The organism is Mixta theicola, from assembly GCF_002895925.1.
Classification (GTDB): domain Bacteria; phylum Pseudomonadota; class Gammaproteobacteria; order Enterobacterales; family Enterobacteriaceae; genus Mixta; species Mixta theicola.
The window spans coordinates 16,888-36,962 of record NZ_NWUO01000012.1; the positions used below are offsets into that span (position 1 = coordinate 16,888).

Annotated in this window: 17 protein-coding genes; 6 read left to right on the forward strand and 11 right to left on the reverse strand. The window is 56.2% G+C overall.

Translation table 11 applies throughout. The features are described from left to right. Positions 1-53 precede the first annotated feature (53 nt). The 7 genes from COO59_RS15355 to yihU form a co-directional block, all read right to left on the reverse strand. The gene (locus COO59_RS15355) at positions 54-1,499 is read right to left on the reverse strand and encodes an MFS transporter (protein WP_103060642.1); all 1,446 of its coding nucleotides are present in this window, start codon (positions 1,497-1,499) and stop codon (positions 54-56) included. A gap of 87 nt (positions 1,500-1,586) precedes the next feature. Then, positions 1,587-2,981, reverse strand: coding sequence for an MFS transporter (locus tag COO59_RS15360; protein WP_103060643.1), 1,395 nt, complete (start codon positions 2,979-2,981; stop codon positions 1,587-1,589). A 45-nt stretch (positions 2,982-3,026) separates the two neighbouring features. Continuing rightward, complete coding sequence (locus COO59_RS15365) at positions 3,027-5,066, reverse strand: alpha-glucosidase (RefSeq protein WP_103060644.1); 2,040 nt, start codon at positions 5,064-5,066, stop codon at positions 3,027-3,029. 43 nt (positions 5,067-5,109) lie between these two features. Further along, complete coding sequence (locus tag COO59_RS15370; protein WP_103060645.1) at positions 5,110-5,997, reverse strand: aldose-1-epimerase; 888 nt, start codon at positions 5,995-5,997, stop codon at positions 5,110-5,112. A 21-nt stretch (positions 5,998-6,018) separates the two neighbouring features. Beyond that, a complete protein-coding gene (gene yihS / locus COO59_RS15375) occupies positions 6,019-7,260 on the reverse strand; it encodes a sulfoquinovose isomerase (protein ID WP_103060646.1) in 1,242 nt (413 codons plus the stop codon). A 12-nt stretch (positions 7,261-7,272) separates the two neighbouring features. Continuing rightward, positions 7,273-8,148, reverse strand: a complete 876-nt coding sequence (gene yihT, locus COO59_RS15380; protein WP_103060647.1) for a sulfofructosephosphate aldolase — start codon at positions 8,146-8,148, stop codon at positions 7,273-7,275. A 26-nt stretch (positions 8,149-8,174) separates the two neighbouring features. Continuing rightward, the gene (yihU, locus tag COO59_RS15385; protein ID WP_103060648.1) at positions 8,175-9,059 is read right to left on the reverse strand and encodes a sulfolactaldehyde 3-reductase; all 885 of its coding nucleotides are present in this window, start codon (positions 9,057-9,059) and stop codon (positions 8,175-8,177) included. A gap of 167 nt (positions 9,060-9,226) precedes the next feature. Between yihU and COO59_RS15390 the strand changes: the two genes are divergently transcribed. From COO59_RS15390 to fabY, 6 genes are all read left to right on the forward strand, one after another. Then, the gene (locus tag COO59_RS15390) at positions 9,227-10,123 is read left to right on the forward strand and encodes a sugar kinase (protein WP_103060649.1); all 897 of its coding nucleotides are present in this window, start codon (positions 9,227-9,229) and stop codon (positions 10,121-10,123) included. Between the two features lie 34 nt (positions 10,124-10,157). Continuing rightward, the gene (locus COO59_RS15395) at positions 10,158-10,964 is read left to right on the forward strand and encodes a DeoR/GlpR family DNA-binding transcription regulator (RefSeq protein ID WP_103060650.1); all 807 of its coding nucleotides are present in this window, start codon (positions 10,158-10,160) and stop codon (positions 10,962-10,964) included. A 138-nt stretch (positions 10,965-11,102) separates the two neighbouring features. After that, entirely contained in the window at positions 11,103-11,699 is a 597-nt protein-coding gene (yihX, locus tag COO59_RS15400) for a glucose-1-phosphatase (protein ID WP_103060651.1), read from the forward strand. Between the two features lie 3 nt (positions 11,700-11,702). After that, positions 11,703-12,566, forward strand: coding sequence for a virulence factor BrkB family protein (locus tag COO59_RS15405; RefSeq protein WP_103060652.1), 864 nt, complete (start codon positions 11,703-11,705; stop codon positions 12,564-12,566). After that, on the forward strand, positions 12,563-13,000 hold the full coding sequence (gene dtd, locus COO59_RS15410; protein ID WP_103060653.1) for a D-aminoacyl-tRNA deacylase: 438 nt from the start codon (positions 12,563-12,565) through the stop codon (positions 12,998-13,000). Before COO59_RS15405 ends, dtd begins: the two co-directional genes overlap by 4 nt. Positions 13,001-13,059: 59 nt before the next feature. Then, positions 13,060-13,989: a fatty acid biosynthesis protein FabY gene (fabY, locus tag COO59_RS15415; protein ID WP_103060654.1), complete on the forward strand. Its 930-nt coding sequence runs from the start codon at positions 13,060-13,062 to the stop codon at positions 13,987-13,989. Here fabY and COO59_RS15420 read toward each other — a convergent pair. From COO59_RS15420 to trmH, 4 genes are all read right to left on the reverse strand, one after another. After that, positions 13,980-15,662 (reverse strand): AsmA family protein, encoded by a 1,683-nt coding sequence (locus COO59_RS15420; RefSeq protein ID WP_103060655.1) that lies wholly within the window; start codon positions 15,660-15,662, stop codon positions 13,980-13,982. The genes fabY and COO59_RS15420 overlap by 10 nt on opposite strands. A 128-nt stretch (positions 15,663-15,790) precedes the next feature. Further along, positions 15,791-17,176, reverse strand: a complete 1,386-nt coding sequence (locus COO59_RS15425) for a nucleobase:cation symporter-2 family protein (RefSeq protein ID WP_103060656.1) — start codon at positions 17,174-17,176, stop codon at positions 15,791-15,793. 125 nt (positions 17,177-17,301) lie between these two features. Further along, the gene (recG, locus tag COO59_RS15430; RefSeq protein ID WP_103060657.1) at positions 17,302-19,383 is read right to left on the reverse strand and encodes an ATP-dependent DNA helicase RecG; all 2,082 of its coding nucleotides are present in this window, start codon (positions 19,381-19,383) and stop codon (positions 17,302-17,304) included. Beyond that, positions 19,380-20,075, reverse strand: coding sequence for a tRNA (guanosine(18)-2'-O)-methyltransferase TrmH (gene trmH, locus COO59_RS15435; RefSeq protein WP_103060658.1), 696 nt, complete (start codon positions 20,073-20,075; stop codon positions 19,380-19,382). The genes recG and trmH overlap by 4 nt, the downstream gene beginning before the upstream one ends.

Consider the following 20,075-nt stretch of genomic DNA (forward strand, 5'->3'; position numbering starts at 1 on the left):
CGCGCGCGAAAACCCACCTCCCATCCCAATAAGCAAAAAAGCTAACATCCTGGTTAATGAGAAATAGCCTTCACCCGCCTGCCAGCAGCATTAGCAGTACCAGGCCTGTCGACTGGAGCCGCGCCAGCGCTTTTGCGGGCGTTCAACTCTGCAATAATTTTTACAAAACGCTGCTCATTTAGCTTATAGAACAGTCCCATGGTGATGGCCGCAATAATGGCCAGACCGCATGGCCAGATAAAAATAAGCTGGCGCAGGCCGACCAGCGTGGCCTCGCTTTGTACCACATTAGGGATATAACCTATCTGGGTCAGCATAATGCCGGGCAGAAAGCCCGCCAGGGCGGCTGAGATTTTGCGCGAAAAGGTGTAGCCAGTGTAGACCGAGCCTTCGGCCCGCACGCCGGTTTTCCACTCGCCATAATCCACGGTATCCGGTACCAGCGCCCAGTTCAGGCTGTTGACGAAGGCGGTGCCGAAAAAGGCCATACAGGAGAAAAGAACGAATGAAACCGAACTGCTTCCCCAACCGTAATTGAGCAGATCGCCCGCTGCCCACAGCAGCAGCCCGCCCAGGTAAACCCGCTTTTTACCGAAGCGTTTAACCGCAGCGGGCACCATCAGTACGCCAATCAGAATGCAGCCCATACTGAAGAAGCCCATCCAGGAGAGCAGATGGATATCCTGCAAAACGTACTGCGTGTAATAGACCTGAATAGCGAGCTTGATATTAAACGCTGCCAGGGTGCAAAGATTGGCGATGCACAGCACCAGTAACGGCGGGTTGCGGAAGATAGCGCAGAATGACCGGGCAATGCCGGGCTTATGCCCTTCGGGCATGATCTCCACATAACGTTCTTTTACGCCGCTATAGCACCGCCACATACAGAATAACCCACAGATAGCGAATAACATGGCGGCAACCAGATAACCCAGCGACGGGTTATCCAGAAACAGCGTCTGAATGGGGATAAAGCCCACGGTACAGAGCAGCAGACCGAGCGTTGCTCCTCCCTGACGCCATGCCGCAAGCTGCGCGCGCTCATGGGGATTTTTCGTGATGGCTGGCACCATCGCGCCGTAAGAGCAGTTCATCAGGCTATAAAACAGCCCGAACAGCATAAAGAGCAGCATACTTAATGCCATCTTGAGCGTTAGCCCTAAACCGGTATCTAAAAACTGGGCGGTAGCCACCAGGGCCACTGGTACGGAGGCGTAAAAAATAAAGGGCCGGAATTTGCCTTTCGGACCGATACGGCGGCGAGAGTCGATCACCACGCCGGTCAGCATATCGGTAAAGGCGGTAAAGAATTTGGCGACCAGAAAAATCACGCCGCCGTAAAACGCCGGAAGCTCAAGAATATCCGTGTAAAACTTCAGCAAATAGAGCGTGCCGATGCACAGCATCAGATTTGAGCCGAAGTCGCCCATGCCATAGGCGAATTTCTCGCGCCAGCTTAGCTTTAGCGTCAGTGGATTTTGGATGTTGGATTCGGTCATGACAGGTCCTTATTGTTATGACCCGCCTGTTTCCCGGAAAACGGGTTTCCGAAGCCTGCCACAGGCGGGGTAGCGTAGAGAGGTGACTCAGGCCGACTGTGGCGGATTATGCTTGCGGCTCTCTATTTCACCGACGATCCGCACATACATTTTTTCGTTCAGATTGTAGAAACAGCCCATGGCCACGATGGTGATCACCGCCAGCACGCCCGGCCAGATAAAAATAAGCTGACGTAACCCCTCGATAGTGCTTTCCGACTGGGCAATGTTCGGTACATAGCCAATCTGGGTAAGCATCCAGCCGGGAAAGAACCCTGCCAGCGCCTGAGAGACTTTACGGAAGAAAGTGAAGCCGGTGTATACCGTCCCTTCTGAACGCACGCCGGTTCGCCACTCGCCATACTCTACGGTATCGGAAACCAGCGCCCAGTTCAGGCTGTTCACAAAGGCCGAGCCAAAGAAGGCGAGGCAGGAGAAAAGCACAAAGCTCACCGAGCTATCGCCCAGGGTGTAGTTGAGCAGATCGCCGATTACCCAAATCAGCAGTCCACCGATATAGACGGTCTTCTTACCGAAGCGACGTACGGCGATGGGCATCAAAAATACGCCGATAAAAATGCAGCCCATGCTGAAGAAGCCCATCCAGGAAAGCAGCATAGGATCGTTAAGTACGTACTGGGTGTAGTAGACCTGGATAGCCAGCTTGACGTTAAAAGCCCCCAGCGTACAGAGATTGGCGATGCAGAGAATAAACAGCGGACGATTGCCGCCAATGGCCCTGAATGACTGAAGCAGCCCCGGTTTCTGGCCCGGCTTAACGGGCTGAACTTCCACATAACGCTCTTTCACCCCGGCGTAGCACCACCACATAAAAAACAGCCCAAAAAGCGAGAAGAGCATTGCCGCCAAGATATAGCCCAGCTGGGGATTGTTATCTATCATATTCATCATCGGCACAAAGCCCACGGTACACAGCAGCAGGCCGAGCGTTGCGCCACCCTGACGCCACGCCGCCAGCGAAGCCCTCTCGTGCGGGTTTTTTGTAATGGCGGGCACCATTGCGCCATACGAGCAGTTCATTATGCTGAAAAACAGGCCATACAGCATAAACAGCGCCGTCGCCATAACGGTTTTGCCGGTGATGCTGAAGTCGGTGCCAACGAAGTTAGCCACGGCCAGCAGCGTGACCGGAAAGGCAGCATAAAGCACGAAGGGCCGGAATTTCCCCTTCGGACCAATTTTACGACGTGAATCAAGCATGATGCCGGTGCCCATATCGGTAAAGGCGGTAAAGAATTTGGCAATCAGAAAGATGACCCCGCCCCAGGTACCCGGCAGGCCCAGCACATCGGTATAAAATTTCAGCAGGTACAGGGTGCCGATATCCAGCAGAATATTGGAGCCGAGATCGCCCATACCGTAGGCGAGTTTTTCTTTAAACGGCAGGCGTAGCGTCGCCGGATCGGATGTATGGTGACTCATTATCTTTTCCTCTTCTGCCCGCAGATTCCCTGCGAGCGAGCCTTATCAGATGTGACGTAATGATCCAAACAACGCGGCCCAGTCACTGTCGGCGCGATAAAAGACCGGGGGTTTCCCGATGGGTGCCTCCACCGTCAGCTCGCCGCCGCCGCAATGCTGCTCGCCCGTCCAGGCATTTATCCAGCTATCCTGCGGTAGATAGAGCGCCCACTCCCGGCAATCTTCTGCGTACACCGGGGCGACCAGCAGATCCCGGCCGAACAGGTACTGATATTTCAACCTGTAGGTATGGGCGTCATCTTCATAATGCAGAAACAGCGGGCGCATAACCGGCAGCCCGGTTCTGGCATTCTGCGCCACCGCCTGCTTGATGTAGGGTTTAAGAGTGGTAAAGACGGTAGTCATACGGGCAAAGTGGGCGATGGTCTCCGCATCGCTATCAAACTGCCAGTTGTCGCCTGGTCGGTTCCCTTCGTGGGTGCGCATCATCGGGGTGAAGGCGCTGAAGTCGCACCAGCGCAGCAGCAGTTCTTTGCTGCGCTGCATGCCAAATAACGTGGTATAGCCGCCGATATCGCTGTGATGCAGGCCGTGACCGGTCATCGCCAGTGAGAGCGCCGCCGGGACCACCGAGGCCAGGCCGTCATCCAGACTCCAGTCTACGTTCTGGTCGCCGGCCCACATCATCACTGAATATTTTTGGCTGCCGGTGGAGCCTGCGCGCATAAAAAAGAGGATCTCGCCGAGCTTGCCGCTCTCCTCCAGCGCTTCGTAGTTGCACTTCGCCCACAGAGCTGGCCAGGCGTTGTGCATAATCTCTGCGCTGACGCCGTTATACAGCCTGGTGTCGGTCGGCAGATATTCGCCGAAATCCGCCATCCAGCCGTTGCATCCCAGTTCGATCAGGTTCTTTTTAATCACCTCTTTGAACCAGGCGTATGCTTCCGGGTTAGTCAGATCGACCACGCCGCCGTAAAACTCGCCGAACTCCACCAGATAGTCTTGTCCTGCCGCGTCTTTTGCCAGATAGCCGTGGCGTGCGGCCTCTTCACAAAGATCGCGGTCGCTGGCGACATAAGGATTGATATAGGAGAGGAACTGCACCCCTTCGCGATTCCACTGCCGGATGCGGTTTTTCAGATCGGGATAGAGCTCGCTGTTCCACTTCCAGTTCCACATCACACGCTTGCCGAAAGAGGTCATGCGGATACCGGACCAGTCCTGCGCCCAGACGCCGTTAACCTTCACTCCGCCGTTGCGCATGGTATCCAGTTTCTGTTGGCAAACCTCGGTGCCGCCCTGAATACCGAGCGTTACGCCGTCGTATACCCACTCCGGCAGCTCCGGCTGGCGGCCCAGCATCCCGGTGAGTTTTTCCAGTAAATCAATATAGGTTTCTGCACATTCGAAGCGCAGCGTGGCGTTATCTTCCCAGATAGCCAGTTCATGATAATCCGGCGCGCTGAAGTCGAAATTCATGTAGCAGCTGTTATCCACATGGCAGTAATACTTCTGGGTGCTGACGAACGTGGGCTGTGGAAAGAAGGTCCAGTAATAATCGCCGCCCGCGTTTTCTTTGCAATCGGCCTGCCAGGTGACGTAGGTCTGCTTGTTACGTCCCACGCCCTGTTCGCTGGTCCATAACGGGAAAGGCTTACCGCGCAGATCGAAGTAAGAAAACTGTTCGCCGCAGCCGTAAATATGATCTTCTGGCTGCGCCGCCAGCCGCAGCCAGATACGATTGTGGCTGGTGCTATCGTTCTTCACGTCGATCGCCAGGCGGCCATCGGCATCAACTCTGATGGTAAGCATGGCGTTTACCGCGTCGCCACGGGTAAAAAAGATGTCCCAGCCAGCGCCCTGTTGCGTTACCGAAGCTGTAGTAAGCGCAATCTTTTCGTTCAACCGATCTTTAATACTGAAGTTGCCGCGAAACATATCAATATCGGCTTCGCCTGCGCCTATCCACAGACAGGGGGCTTCTGCGCTGTGCCGCAGAATCAGACGCTGTTGCCAGCAGAGGGTAAATCCGTCCTGCAACAGAATAAGCTCTGGCGCAGATAAGTCAGATTGTAATGAAGTCATGATGATCTCCGTAGATGTAGGGTAATTCGGTTATTTTTTTCTTTTATTCGCCGCCGATTGCCAGCCACAGACGGTGCGTCTCCTGCGGAGCAAGAGAAATCAAATCTTGCGTCGAGTTAAACGCATTGGGCGGGCAGCTCATGGGCTCTACGGCCAGTCCGGTACGCGCTAATTTTTCGCCGCTATAAACCTGTATCCAGGGTTGGGTAGAGCAGAGAAAAACGGACATCTTCTGCTGCGGACTGGTCAGCACCACCTTCCACGGCCTCTCTGAGGAGGGGGCTTTAAAGGTGTGATCGATCCGCGACGCACCGAGAGTTCGCGGCGAGCGATAATCCAGTCCCGCTTCGCTGGTGGCGAGAAGATGCCGGGGGTTCAGCTGTGCATCCACGCAGAACGCCTGCTCAGCAGGGAGCCGTAGCGTACAGGTATCCACCGTTTCCAGATTGCAGGTTAAATAAGGGTGAATACCTGCACCGTAAGGTGCAGGCCGGTCACCGATGTTTTGCGTGGTGATGGTAATCTCCAGGCCTGACGCTGCATCAAGCCGGTAAACCGTTTCGCAAACCAATGCGAAGGGATAACCATAGGACGGCGGTAGAAATGCCGTCAGCGTCACCGCTGAAGCGGAACGGGCGCGAATTTGCCAGTCGCGCCAGGCTAACAGCCCATGTATGGCGGCGTGAGTTGCCCGATCGTTTAACGGAAGCAGGTACTCAACGTCTTGATACTGATAACAGCCGTTGGCAATGCGGTTAGGCCAGGGTACCAGCACTTTTCCCTGATGGGCTGGCGGCATCGTTTCCGGATGGTGGGGGACGACCAAATGTCGCCCGCTGCGGGTTAATTCAGCCAGCCCTGCGCCCACAGAGACGATTTTCGCCTGGTAGCGACCTGCGGTGAGTTCGATGGTTATTCCACTGCTGTGCATGTCCGGTGTCCTTGCGAGACGCTATTTCGCATTGCTGTCGAGAAGCCCGGCGGCCACGGCCGGAGCCAGGCCCGGAGCCAGCGGAAGCCGGGGGATGACCAGACAGTGCAGCAGGTGATAAATATCCTGTTTGCCGTCCCAAACCTTCGTCGTCACTTCGTTATGAGGATCCAGCTCCTGCCACCAGGAACCATTTTCATAGTCCATCAGGTACTTCATGCAGTAGTCCCACCATTTTTGATACCAGGCTTCATATTGCGCATCCCCCGTGACGGTATAGAGGGCGTAAGCGGTTCCCATCGCTTCCACGATGGGCCAGCGCACGCGTTCGCGGACAATAGGCGTTCCGTCCCAGTCTACGGAATAGACAAACCCATCCGCGCCGTCCGGTGCCCAGGCATCACGGATGGTAGCGTAGAACAGGCCTTTAGCATCCTCCAGCAGCCAGTCGGGCGGCGTCTCAAAGCGGGCCTCCAGCGCGGCGCGCAGATGCAGCATCAGGCGGCCCCATTCAATCCAGTGCCCCGGTGTGCCGCCATAGGCGCGAAAACGGTGTGCAGGATTCTCTTTGTTGTAATCGCGCATCGGGTTCCAGCTGGTGTCAAAGTGTTCATTAACGCGATAGTCACCTTTACGGGCGACGTCGTGAATAATCACTGAAGCGATACGCAGTGCCCGCTCGAGCCATTTGCGTTCGGAGGTGACGTCGTAGACGATCAGAAAAGCTTCCACCGCATGCATATTGGCGTTGCCGCCACGATAATCTTCCGTCTTGCTGAAGGCTTCATCCCAGGACTCCAGACACATCTGCTCCTGCTCGCTCCAGAAATACTTTTCAATCACCTCAATAGCGTAATCAAGCAGCGGCCGCGCGTCGGGATGACCGGTAGTAACCGCGCTGGCCGCCCCGAGCAGGACAAAGAAGTGCTGATAGCCCTGTTTGGAGGCATCCACCACGCCTTCATCGTTTACGCAGGCATACCAGCCGCCATACTGCTTATCACGCAGCGCGTCGTTCAGGGTAGTGATGCCATGCTCGACCAACGCGTACGCGCCAGGACGCCCCATGCAGGCAGCGACGGAATAGACATGCAGCATGCGCGCGGTGATCCACAGGTGCGTGCCCATATCTGCCCGTACCTGGCCGTTATTGCCCAGCCAGCCAAAACCTGTTGGTACCGCCGCGTTTTTGCCGAAGTTGAAAATTCGGTCGGTTTCCTGCTCAAGCCAGCGATTGTGGCTCAGGGTGTTAAACCATTTCATCGTTTTCTCTCCTCAACGGCGGGCCATCATTTCATCCACAATCTCGCCTAAACGCTGCAACTTAGGCACCGAGAGATCGCGCAGCATCATCTCTGTATCTGGCAGACCAATCACCGAGGACCAGACGGCGCGTCCGGCCAAAAAGCCGCTGGCGCCTGCGGTCATGGCAACGCTCACGGCGCGCGGGAAAAGTTTTTCATCTACGCCGGAAGAGAGGATGACCCAGGGCATATTGATGTGCTCGTTCAGGCGTCGGCATGCGCTGAGCAGCGCCTGCTGCAAGCCTTTCCCGGCCAGCGGCATCTCTACCTTGTAGAGATCGGCCCCGCTATCGCCCAGCTCTTTTGCGGCATGAATAATCGCCTCTTCGCGATCGAACGCGTCGCCGTGACGCGGCGGACGCACCACTGGCTCGATAATGCTGACCAGACCGTTGCTGTGGCATAGCTGGTTAAACGCCCTGACCATTTCAAGGCGCTGCTGCGGATCTTCATCGCTGCGCCAGAGCACCAGCAGCTTGAGCGCCTTGCCGCCGTCGCGCTTTACCTGCTGCGGGTCAACGTGTTGGTCAATCACCACGCTATCTACCGGAATGCCGTTGCCGGGAATAAACGCATCCGCCGCAACAATCATCGCGCAGTTGCTGGCGATCGCCTTCTGCTCAACGACCTGGCGATAGCAAAACTGCTGATCGACGAGGATCGCCGAGGCATAGGGCGAAAGAATACGGGCGGCGTTCACTTTAAAATCCGTTAATACCCCATCGGTAACGGGCGTGGTTGCGCCTGCGGCGGCAAACATTAAGCGCATGGCTTCCCGCTGATCGACCGCCAGCATGGCGAAACCGCCGGAAGGGCGAGTAATGTCTTTAATGGTGTAGCGATTCATGCTTAATCCTTTTTACCTGATCTACGTTAATGAGACAGCCCGGCACAGGTGCGTACCTGCTCAAGAATTGCGCTCCAGTCTTCGCGTCCCCGCCCGGCGGCGCGCGCCTGGTTATAAACTTCGCGAGAGGCGGCCCCCAGCGGCATTGGGACATGCAGTTGATTCGCCACATCCAGCGCAATGCCAAGATCTTTGTGAGCAAGGTCGATCATAAAGGCCGGAGAAAGATCGCCTTTCAGCACTTTATTCGGCCAGGAGGTGGTGAAGTGGCCTTTGCCCGCCGGGGTGCCGCTCATTACTTTCAACGCCACGTCGAACGACAGGCCGAGCGCTTCGCACAGGACGGCGGCTTCGGCGGAGAGGGCGTTCAAAGCGATGCTCATATAGTTGTTGATAAGCTTGACGCGAATACCCATGCCTGGGCCGCCAGCGTTTACCAACTCGCTGCCCATCGCCATCAGAATGGGCGTGGCGCGTTCCACCTGCTCCGATGTACCGCCTGCCAACAGCAGCAGGGTTCCGGCAATGGCGTGATCGGAGGTGCGGCCCACGGGAACATCCATCATGCTGAAGCCGCGCTGTTTCATATCGTGAATTAGGGCGTCGGTTTGCAGAGGGTGAATAGTGGACATATCGATAACCAGCGCCTGAGGGGATAACCCGTCACAAACCCCTTGTTCACCCAGCAACACCGAGCGAACCAGATCGCCGTTGGGCAGCATGGTGATAACAAACTCGGCATCAACGGCGGCCTGGGCTGGCGTGACCGCTGCCGTGGCTCCTTTTTCCACCAGTTGCTGTACCGCTGTCGGGTTAATATCAAATACCTTTAGCTGATGACCGTCCCGTAACAGATTGCTCCCCATCGGCGCGCCCATCTGGCCCAGCCCTATAAATGCAATGACCGCCATACCTTCTCCTCAAACGTGGTTCAGTGTTTCATTCTGTCAATAATTGAGCGTTTATGTCTATTGTTTGATCGTATTTGTAATTTAAAGTCAAAAAATTGACAGGTGTCACTTTTTAAACAATTCATAAAATTAAAATGAGGGAAACAGAAAAAAGGTAAGGAACAGCTATGACTCGCATCGCTTGTATAGGCATCACCGTGTTGGATCGCATCTGGTATCTTAATGATTTACCGCAGGAAGGAGGCAAGTACGTAGCGAAAAACTACACCGAGGTGGGGGGAGGCCCGGCGGCGACGGCGGCGGTGGCGGCAGCAAAACTGGGCGCTGCCGTTGATTTTATTGGTAGAGTGGGTGATGACGAGACCGGAAGTACCCTACTGACGGAGCTGGCATTCCTGGGCGTCAATACTCGCTATACCCGCGTGGTGAAAGGCGCGCGATCCTCACAGTCGGCGGTGCTGGTGGATGGTCACGGCGAACGCATTATTGCTAACTATCCCAGCCCGGATCTGCCTGCTGACGCCAGCTGGTTGTCCGATATCGACTTCAGCCAGTGGGATGCAGTGCTGGCGGATGTGCGCTGGCACGATGGGGCAAAATGCGCCTTTACCCTGGCTCGACAAGCGGGCGTACCGACTATCCTTGATGCAGACGTGACGCCGCAGGCGATCGGCGATCTGGTGGCATTGAGCGACCATGCCGCCTTCTCTGCGCCTGGCTTACAGCGCCTGACCGGGCTATATGAGCCAGCCGCCGCGCTAAAAGAAGCACAAATGCTCACCCGTGGCCATGTGTATGTCACGCAGGGAGCGCAGGGCTGTTTTTGGCTGGAAGAGGGCACGTTAAATCATCAGCCCGGATTTAGCGTCGATGTGGTGGATACTACCGGTGCGGGCGATGTTTTTCACGGCGCGCTGGCGATAAGTCTTGCCCAGCAGCACACCAGGGCAGAGGCGGTTCGCTTCGCCAGTGCTGTCGCCGCGCTGAAGTGTACTCGTGCTGGTGGGCGCGCCGGTATCCCCGACGGTGACCAAATCCGCTCTTTTATGTCACTTTTTGTATAAAATATGAAACCAGTTGGATTTTAGAGGAAAGCCAATGAGCGTTACCGAACTGACCGGTAATCCACGACACGATCGGCTGCTGACGCTGATTGCCGAGCGTGGCTATATGAATATTGATGAGCTGGCGCAGCTGCTGGATGTTTCCACACAGACGGTACGGCGCGATATTCGTAAACTGAGCGATCAGGGATTGATTACGCGTCATCACGGTGGGGCCGGGCGCGCCTCTAGCGTAGTGAATACCGCTTTTGAGCAGCGGGAGGTCTCCTTGACGCAGGAGAAGCGGGCGATTGCCGAAGCGATTGCTGACTATATTCCCGATGGCTGCACCATCTTTATTACTATCGGCACTACCGTCGAGCATGTGGCGCGAGCGCTGCTCAATCATAACCATCTACGCATCATCACCAACAGTCTGCGGGTTGCGCACATTCTTTATAAAAACCCCCGTTTTGAGGTTATGGTGCCTGGCGGAACGCTGCGCGCACATAACGGCGGAATTATTGGCCCCGCCGCGACAGCCTTTGTTTCAGGGTTTCGGGCGGACTATCTGGTCACCAGCATGGGGGCGATTGAGGGTGACGGCACATTGCTGGAATTTGACGTTAACGAGGCCAGCGTAGTGAAAACCATGATGGCCTATTCACGCCATATATTACTGGCCGCCGATCATACGAAATACCATGCATCCGCTGCCGTAGAGATTGGCAATGTGTCGCAAACCACGGCGTTATTTACTGACGCGCTGCCGGGACCGGCGCTACAGCATCTGCTGAAGTCCAGCCAGGTTGAAATTGTGCCTGTCACGACGTCAGCCAGTGAGGAATTAACCGAAACATAATCACGCTTTTCTGGCCGGTCAGACGATATTTTACCCGAAGCGGTTTTCTCGCGTTGTGTGCACATGATGCGTAATGCCGCATAGTCAAAGCTATGCTTTCCCGCTAAAGTTACTCCTCTATAACGGAAGGAGATGGCTATGCTGTATATCTTTGATTTAGGTAACGTCATTGTAGATATAGATTTTAGCCGGGTAACAGGCGTCTGGAGCGAACTGAGCCGCGTCCCGCTGGCGACATTAAAAAGCCGCTTTCAGATGGGCGAAAATTTTGCACAGCATGAGCGTGGCGAAATAAGCGATGAGCAATTTGCGGCCAGGCTCTGCGCCGAGCTGGATGTAGCGCTCAGCTATGAACAGTTTACGGCGGGCTGGCAGGCGCTGTTTGTCGGCCTGCGTTCTGAAGTTATTGCCCTGATGCAGCAGCTACGCAGCCGCGGCGAACGGGTGGTTATCCTGTCCAATACCAACCGACTGCATTGCGACTATTGGCCGTCGCAGTACCCGGAAGTGCGGCAGGCCGCCGATAAGCTTTATCTTTCGCAGGATTTAGGCATGCGCAAACCGGAAGCGCGCATTTTTCAGCGGGTGCTGCAAGAGGAAGGCTTTAGCGCCGACAACGCCGTATTCTTTGACGATAATCTGGAAAACATCGAGGCGGCGCGACAGTTGGGTATTACCGCCGTGCATGTTACCGATGCGCAGGTGGTGCCTGACTGGTTTGCTCACCGTGGTTAACTAATGGCGCCGCTTTCTTTACGTCCACGTATCCGCGCAGCGGGCGCCTGGTTCAAACTTCTCTGGCAGCGTATTGAACATGATGGCATGACGACTGAGGCGGGCAACCTGGCCTTTGTCTCCTTGCTGGCTCTGGTGCCGCTGGTGGCGGTGGTCTTTTCGTTGTTTGCCGCCTTTCCGGTGTTCTCCGAAATCAGCGTGCAGCTAAAGCACTTTATTTTCAATAATTTCGTCCCGGCAGCGGGCAATGTGGTGCAGGATTATCTCGATCGGTTTGTCGCCAACGTCAATAAAATGACCATCGTGGGCGCGGTTGGGCTGATTGTCACCTCGCTGCTGCTGATGCATTCCATCGACAGCGCGCTGAATGCCATCTGGCGCAGCCAGAAAAAACGCCCGTTGGTTTACTCTTTTGCCGTCTACTGGATGATCCTGACGCTGGGACCGCTGCTGGCCGGGGCCAGCCTGGCGATTAGTACCTGGCTTTTGTCGCTAAGATGGGTGGCCGTCAGCGGGATGACCGGGCTTATCGATCAGGCGCTGCGTATTTTCCCGCTCCTGCTTTCATGGCTGGCTTTCTGGCTGTTGTACAGTCTGGTGCCAACAACGCGGGTGCCGCAGCGTGACGCATTAATCGGGGCGCTGGTGGCAGGCTTGCTCTTTGAGCTGGGTAAAAAAGCGTTTGCGCTTTACATCACCACGTTCCCTTCTTACCAGCTGATTTATGGCGTGCTGGCAGTGATCCCGATCCTGTTTCTGTGGGTTTACTGGACGTGGTGTATCGTATTATTAGGGGCGGAGATAACCGTCACGCTGGGCGAGTATCGTCAGCGACAACAACAAGAAAAAGGCAGTGAGGAAGCATGATTGCATTAATTCAGCGGGTGCTGAGCGCCAGCGTTACGGTGGCCGACGAAACGGTGGGAAAGATTGGTCCCGGTTTGTTGATATTGCTGGGCGTGGAAAAAGAGGATGATGAACAGAAAGCGCAGCGCCTGTGCGAACGCGCGCTGGGCTATCGTATTTTTAGCGATGAAAACGGCAAAATGAACCTCAATGTCCAGCAGGCCGGCGGCAGCGTGTTAGTGGTTTCACAGTTTACGCTGGCCGCTGATACGCAAAAGGGAATGCGGCCCAGCTTTTCCCGCGGCGCTGAACCGCAGGAGGCGGAGCGCCTGTATCACTACTTCAGCGACTGCTGCCGACAAAAAAATCTGCCCGTGGAGAACGGGCGTTTTGCCGCAGATATGCAGGTCGCCTTAGTGAATGATGGACCGGTGACCTTCTGGCTACAGGTATGATGCCGGTAGCAGCAGCAGCCAGGAACAACCACGCCCACGCCGAACGAGAGAATCATTTTATGTATCATCTACGAGTGCCGGAAACTGCCGAAGAGCTGGAGATGTATTACCAGTTCCGCTGGGAAATGTTACGTAAGCCGCTGCGTCAGCCGCAGGGTTCAGAGCGGGACGCCTGGGATGCCATGGCGCATCATCAAATGGTGGTGGATGAGCAGGGTAAGCCTGTCGCCGCCGGTCGTCTTTATATCAATGCGGACAATGAAGCCTCTATTCGCTTTCTGGCGGTGCATCCCACGGTACAGGGCAAAGGATTAGGAACGCTGGTGGCGATGACGCTGGAATCGGTTGCCCGTCAGGAAGGCGTTAAGCGGGTGGTTTGTAGCGCGCGTGAGGATGCGGTCGAGTTCTTTGCCAAGCTGGGCTATGTCAACCAGGGGGAAATTACCGCGCCGCTCACTACGCCGGTACGCCACTTTTTAATGATTAAGCCGGTTATCACGCTGGATGACATCCTGCATCGTGCTGACTGGTGCGGGCAGCTGCAGCAGGCCTGGTATGAGCATATTCCGCTCAGTGAGAAAATGGGCGTGCGTATCACCCAGTATACCGGCCAGAAATTTATGACCACCATGCCGGAAACCGGCAATCAGAATCCGCACCATACGCTGTTCGCGGGCAGCCTGTTTTCCCTGGCCACGCTGACCGGCTGGGGATTGATCTGGCTGCTGCTGCGCGAGCGCCATTTAGGCGGCACTATTATTCTGGCCGATGCCCATATTCGCTACAGCCAGCCCATCAGCGGCAAGCCCAGCGCCGCCGCCGATCTCGGTTCGCTAAGCGGCGATCTCGATCGGCTGGCGCGCGGACGTAAAGCGCGAGTGCAGCTGGAGGTGGAGCTGTTCGGCAATGATGCGTGCGGGGCGGTATTTAACGGCGTCTATATCGTACTGCCCGCCGATCCCGACGGGCCGCTAGAGCCTCATGGATGATTGCTGACTTCACCCTGAACCATAGATTGTTGCAGGGTTTTCCCGTCTGAAGTCAGCGTTAATGTGCCGTTAGCGCTGTTTTTTAACGGCATTGCTGCCGCCAGGCTCGCATTCAGCTTCAGCTGTAGCGTGGCCTGACCGGTTAGCGGCGGCGCTGGCCAACCCCAGTTTTGCAGCACATCCGCCGGTACGGACCGGCCGTTCAGCGTTAACGACAGATTGCGCGCCGGCGTTTGATCCAGCGTTGCCAGACCTTCCAGCATACCTTTATCCGCAAACGCGCTCATTTCCGTCACCGCAATCTGTTCGGCATCGGCATTTAACGTCAGCGAAGGATGGCGAATATCGGTACGGTTGAAGGTAGCTTCCGCCGCATTCAGGTTAAGAGCGCCCTGCCAGATACCCCATTGACGATGACGCGCCAGCAGCAGGTCGGAACCACTGATGTCCAGCGCGGTTATCTGCAACGGATACTGAGGGTTTACATCGATAATCAGGTTGCGGTTGCCGCTTAGCTTTTTCACCAGTACGCCGTCAAGCCAGGCCGGCAGCGTTGCCATCCAGCGGTCGCGCCAGTTTTCCGGCAGCGTATATTCCAGCCCGGCCAATACCAGCTCATCCAGCGTAAGTTGCTTCGTCTGACGTTGCCAGTTGCCCTGCGCACGGATTAAGCCGTTAACCCAGCGTGAGCTAAAGCGCGCGTCCGCAATGCCTTGCGGAGAAAAGTCGAGATTCAGAATCGGATCGTTTAACGTCAGCTGACCGTTGATAAAGCTGTCGGCATTCAGAGCCAGCGAGCCGTCGTTGCTTTGCCAGTCGCCATTGCTTAGCGTCAGGTTTTTTAGCAGTAAATCGAGATCGGTTACTGCCCAGTCCGGCCCCTGCAGACGAGCGCCAGTCATATCCACGCGCGAAAAATGCACCGAAGGCAGGCTACGTAGCGGCTGTAAGAATGCGCTAAGCGATTTGTCCGTTTGCAGACGAATATCATTCAGGCGCAGCGCGGACACTTCCCATTTACCCTGTGCGTCACGTTGGGCGCTGCCGGTCACGGAGCCGCGCGCCAGATCGGCACCGAAATTATTAATCACCAGCTGCCGATCGCTTATTCTTCCCTGAACCAGGGCATTGGTAACCTCCAGCCCATGTAGCGTCACGCTGTTCGCACTGGCCTGAAAGCTGGCGTTATCACCTAAAATATTGCCCGCGCGCGGCTGCCAGGGAATTACGCCGCCGTTTAACGCTAGCGTGTTGATTGTCTGCCGGGGGCTATTCAGCGTCATATTGCGCAGCTGAAGGCGATCGGCCTGTAACGGCCAGGCCATATTCGTCGGCATATTGGCGACATTCAGCGTACCGTCCTGCAGCTCAATACGGGTAAAGTGCAGCGCATCGCTAAACAAAGAGAGCGTCAAACCGAGGTTAACGGTTTTTGCCACCATCACGGCGGGCTGGCCATCATGACCAAAACTCACATTACGTAAGGCCAGCAGCCCCGGACTGGAAAAGTTATGCTCTATTTTGCTGACGGAAAGATGCCAGGCCGTATCATCGCTTATTCGTCTGCTGGCCCATTCCGCGCCCCAGCGGGTTTGCAGCAAAAGATAGATCGCTACCAGCGTTAGCAGCAGTAGCAACAACAGCGAAAGCGTTAACTTTCCGACAAGTTTCATTTGCATCCTTCCGTATGAATTTCCGCTATCGCCTGTTATGCCCTAATTACTGGCATAGCTCAACCGCCTGGTTGTAAAGCCGGAATAAATACGCTGCAGAAGGCGGGTCACGGCCCGCCCCGCAAGGTTTACTTCTCGTGAGGGAAAAACAGATTCAGCACAATGGCGGTAATGCCGCCTGCGGCGATACCGGAAGAGAGCAGGGTTTTTAACCATTCCGGCGCAAACTGCAGGATCAGCGGCTGCTGCGACACGCCCAGACCCACCGCCAGCGAGAGCGCCATAATCATAATTGCCCGACGATTTAACGGTTCACGCGAGACAATACGCACCCCGGATGCGGCGATAGTGCCAAACATCACGATAGTCGCACCGCCCAACACCGGCTCCGGAATATGCTGTACAAAGCCGCTTACCGCAGGAAACAGGCCAAGCACAATCAGCATCAGCGCCACGACAAAGCCCACGTAACGGCTGGCGACGCCGGTCAGCTGGATAACGCCATTATTCTGGCCGAAACAGGAGTTAGGGAAGGTGTTAAACAGCGCGGAGACAAAAGAGTTAAGGCCGTTAGCCAGTACGCCGCCTTTCAGACGCTTCATATAAAGCGGCCCGCTAACCGGCTGCTCTGAGACGTCAGAGGTGGCGGTAATATCGCCGATGGTTTCCAGCGAGGTCACCATAAATACCAGCATCAGCGGAATAAGCAGGTTCCAGTCAAAGCCCAGGCCGTAATAGAGCGGCATCGGAACGGCCACCAGCGCGCTGTTTGACGGAGCGCTGTTTTCCGGCAGCATATCCAGCGCCCACGCCAGTAAATATCCCACGGCCATCGCAATCACCAGCGAGGCGACGCGCAGATAAGGGTTACGCTGACGGTTAAGAATAACGATCACCGCCAGCACCGCGCCTGCCAGCAACAGGTTTTTCGGCGCGCCGAAGGTGTGATCGTTCATCGCGGCAAAGCCACCGCCGATAGAGGTTAAGCCAACCTGAATCAGCGACAGGCCAATAATCATCACGACGATGCCGGAAACCAGTGGGGTGATAATACGGCGCGCCAGATGCAGCACGCGGGAAATAACCATCTCCGTACAGGAGGCGATCATTAGCGTGCCAAATAAAGCGGCCATCATCGTAGGCACATCGGCGCCGCCATTTTTTAACGCCAGGCCACCCATAATCAGCGGGCTAACAAAGTTAAAGCTGGTGCCCTGAATAGAAAGCAGCCCCGATCCTACCGGACCCCAGGTTTTAATTTGCAATATCGACGCGACGCCAGAGGCAAACAGCGACATGCTGATAATGTGTTGCGTATCCTGGGCGGGCAGGCCAAGCGCCTGACAAATCAGCAGAGCGGGGGTAATAACCGCCACGAACATAGCCAGCAGATGCTGACAGGCGGCAAAGAGCGTTTGCGGCAGCGGCGGGCGATCTTCCAGGCGATAAATAAGTTCGCTCTTCGGCGTCACGCCGGTAGCGGACGGGGCGATTTCATTAGGGTTGGCGGACATGATTAGGGTTCCCTGAGAAACAAAGTGGCGATTGTAATTCACTGCATCGCAAAAGCAATCGTTTGCTAAGCGGGTTTTACCTTAACGGGTTTATTTATTCTGGATCGGAAAAGAAAAAACAGACGTCAGGCGTTGGTGTAGCGATCGGTTTCCGGCAGCCAGCGTTCAATCAGCGCCTGCGCCTGTTGCGGATAGTGCTGGTGAATATGGCGCGCAATGCGTTGTACCTCAGGGATTAGCGCCTGATCGCGCAGCAGGTCAGCCACTTTAAACTCAGCGTTGCCGGTTTGCCGCGTACCCAGCAGTTCACCTGGCCCACGAATTTCCAGATCGCACTGGGCGATAACGAAACCGTCATTGCTGTCACGCAGCACCTGCAGGCGCTTTTGCGCCGTTTTGCTCAGCGGGGATTTATAGAGCAGTACACAGTGAGAGGCGACCGCGCCCCGGCCTACGCGTCCACGCAGCTGATGCAGCTGGGCAAGTCCCAGCCGTTCCGGGTTTTCGATAATCATCAGGCTGGCATTAGGAACATCCACGCCCACCTCAATGACCGTGGTGGCGATCAGCAGCTGAAGCGCTCCCTGTTTGAAAGCCTGCATAACGTCCTGCTTTTCCTGCGGCTTCATGCGGCCATGAACCAGACCTACCTGTAAATCGGGCAGCGCCAGCTTTAACTCTTCCCAGGTTGCTTCCGCCGCCTGCGCTTCCAGCAGATCGGACTCTTCAATCAGCGTGCATACCCAGTAAGCCTGGCGGCCTTCCGTCTGGCAGGCGTTTTTTACCCGCTCAATAATTTCTGCGCGCCGTGAGTCGGGGATCGCGACCGTGGTAACCGGCGTGCGTCCCGGAGGAAGTTCATCAATAACCGACGTATCCAGATCGGCATAGGCGGTCATCGCCAGCGTACGCGGGATCGGCGTCGCGGTCATGATTAACTGATGAGGATGGAAACCCTGCTCCTCGCCTTTTTCCCACAGGGCCAGGCGCTGGTGGACGCCGAAGCGGTGCTGTTCATCAATAATCACCAGCGCCAGGCCGTTAAACTGCACCTGTTCCTGGAAAATAGCGTGCGTGCCTACCACCATAGCAACCTGGCCGCTGGCAATCGCTTCCTGCTGAGCCAGCCGGGCTTTACCCTTCTGTTTGCCCGCCAGCCAGCCAACCTCAAGGCCCAGCGGCGCAAACCACTGGCGAAAATTGTTAGCATGCTGCTCGGCCAGTAACTCGGTCGGCGCCATCAGCGCAACCTGTTTACCGTGAGCGATAACATTCAACGCAGCCAGGGCGGCAACCAGCGTTTTGCCAGAGCCTACGTCGCCCTGAACCAGCCGCATCATGGGATAATCGTGGGTAAGATCCTGCTCAATCTCTTTAACCACCCGCTGCTGAGCGACGGTAGGTTTAAACGGCAACGCCGCCAGCAGCCGATCGCTTAGCGTATGACGCGGCGACATCGCCAGCGCATGATAGCGTTGGGCGCCAGCGCGCACCGCCAGCATACTCAGGTTATGGGCCAGCAGCTCTTCAAGGATTAGACGGCGCTGGGCCGGATGGCGTCCGCTTTCCAGATCGGCCAGCTGTATATCCGGCGGTGGACGATGCAGCGTGCGCAGCGCATCAGGCAGGCTAAGCAGGCCGCCGCTTAATTCCGCTGGCAGCAGCTCGGCAATCGGGCAGGTATCCAGTAGGTTAAGCGCCTGATCGGTCAGGCTACGCAGCGTGGCCTGACGAATCCCTTCCGTAGTGGGATAAACCGGGGTTAGCGTTTCCTGCAGCTCGGTAACGCTGTGCTCACCCTGAATGCGATATTCAGGATGGATCATCTCTGCGCCGCGCTGGCCCCGTTTGATCTCGCCGTAAGCCGTAACGCGTGCGCCGGGCGACAGCCCGTTTTTCATTCCGGCATTAAAGTTGAAAAAGCGCAGCGTTACCACGCCAGAGCCATCGCTAATCTGGCTGACCAGCATACGGCGGCGGCCAAAAGTTACGTCGGTATGCAGCACTTCGCCTTCAACCGTCGCCCAGATACCGGGCAACAGATCGTTAATACGGTAAAGCTGCGTGCGATCTTCATATCGCAGCGGCAGGTGCAGCAACAAATCCTGCACGGTATGCAGCCCGATCTTTGCCAGCTTTCCGGCCTGGCTGGCGCCTATGCCGGAAAGGGTGCTGAGCGGAACGGCATCCAGCAGGCGGCCTTTCATCGTTTAGCCGTTGACTGCATTGCGGCCCACCACCCGGCATCGGCAATCACTTCGCCGTTGTCGTCGATGGTAGGACGGGGCAGGCCTTTCTGTTTAGCCACGCGCGCCAATACCGGATAACCGCCTTCAAACAACAGGCGCTGCTGTTCTGAGTGCGGCAGCGTGCTGATGTCGCGCTGGTACATACCGGCGTTTTGCCGCTGGCGCTGCGCCTCATAAAGGATCAGCGCGGAGGCGACCGAAACGTTCAGTGACTGCACCATGCCTGCCATCGGAATAATAATGTCCCGATCGGCCAGCGCCAGCGCTTCCTGAGTGATGCCGGTTTTTTCCTGGCCCATCAGAATGCAGGTCGGGCGCGTATAGTCGATTTCACGAAAGTCGACGGCTTTGGCGGAAAGGTTGGTCGCCAGGATCTGCATATCCTGCTGCTTCAGATGGGTTACCGCATCAGCAATCGTACGGTGGGTTTTAACCTGCACCCAGCTATTGCTGCCGGCGGCAGAAGAAACCACGGTACGCATCCGGTTGGCGGGCCAGATTGCGTGGACTTCATGGACGCCCACCGCGTCCGCCGTACGAATAATGGCGGACACGTTGTGGGGTTTATGTACCTGCTCCATACATACGGTGAGATCGTGCTGGCGCGCGGCCAGCATCTCGCGTATACGAGCAAAACGTTGAGCATTCAT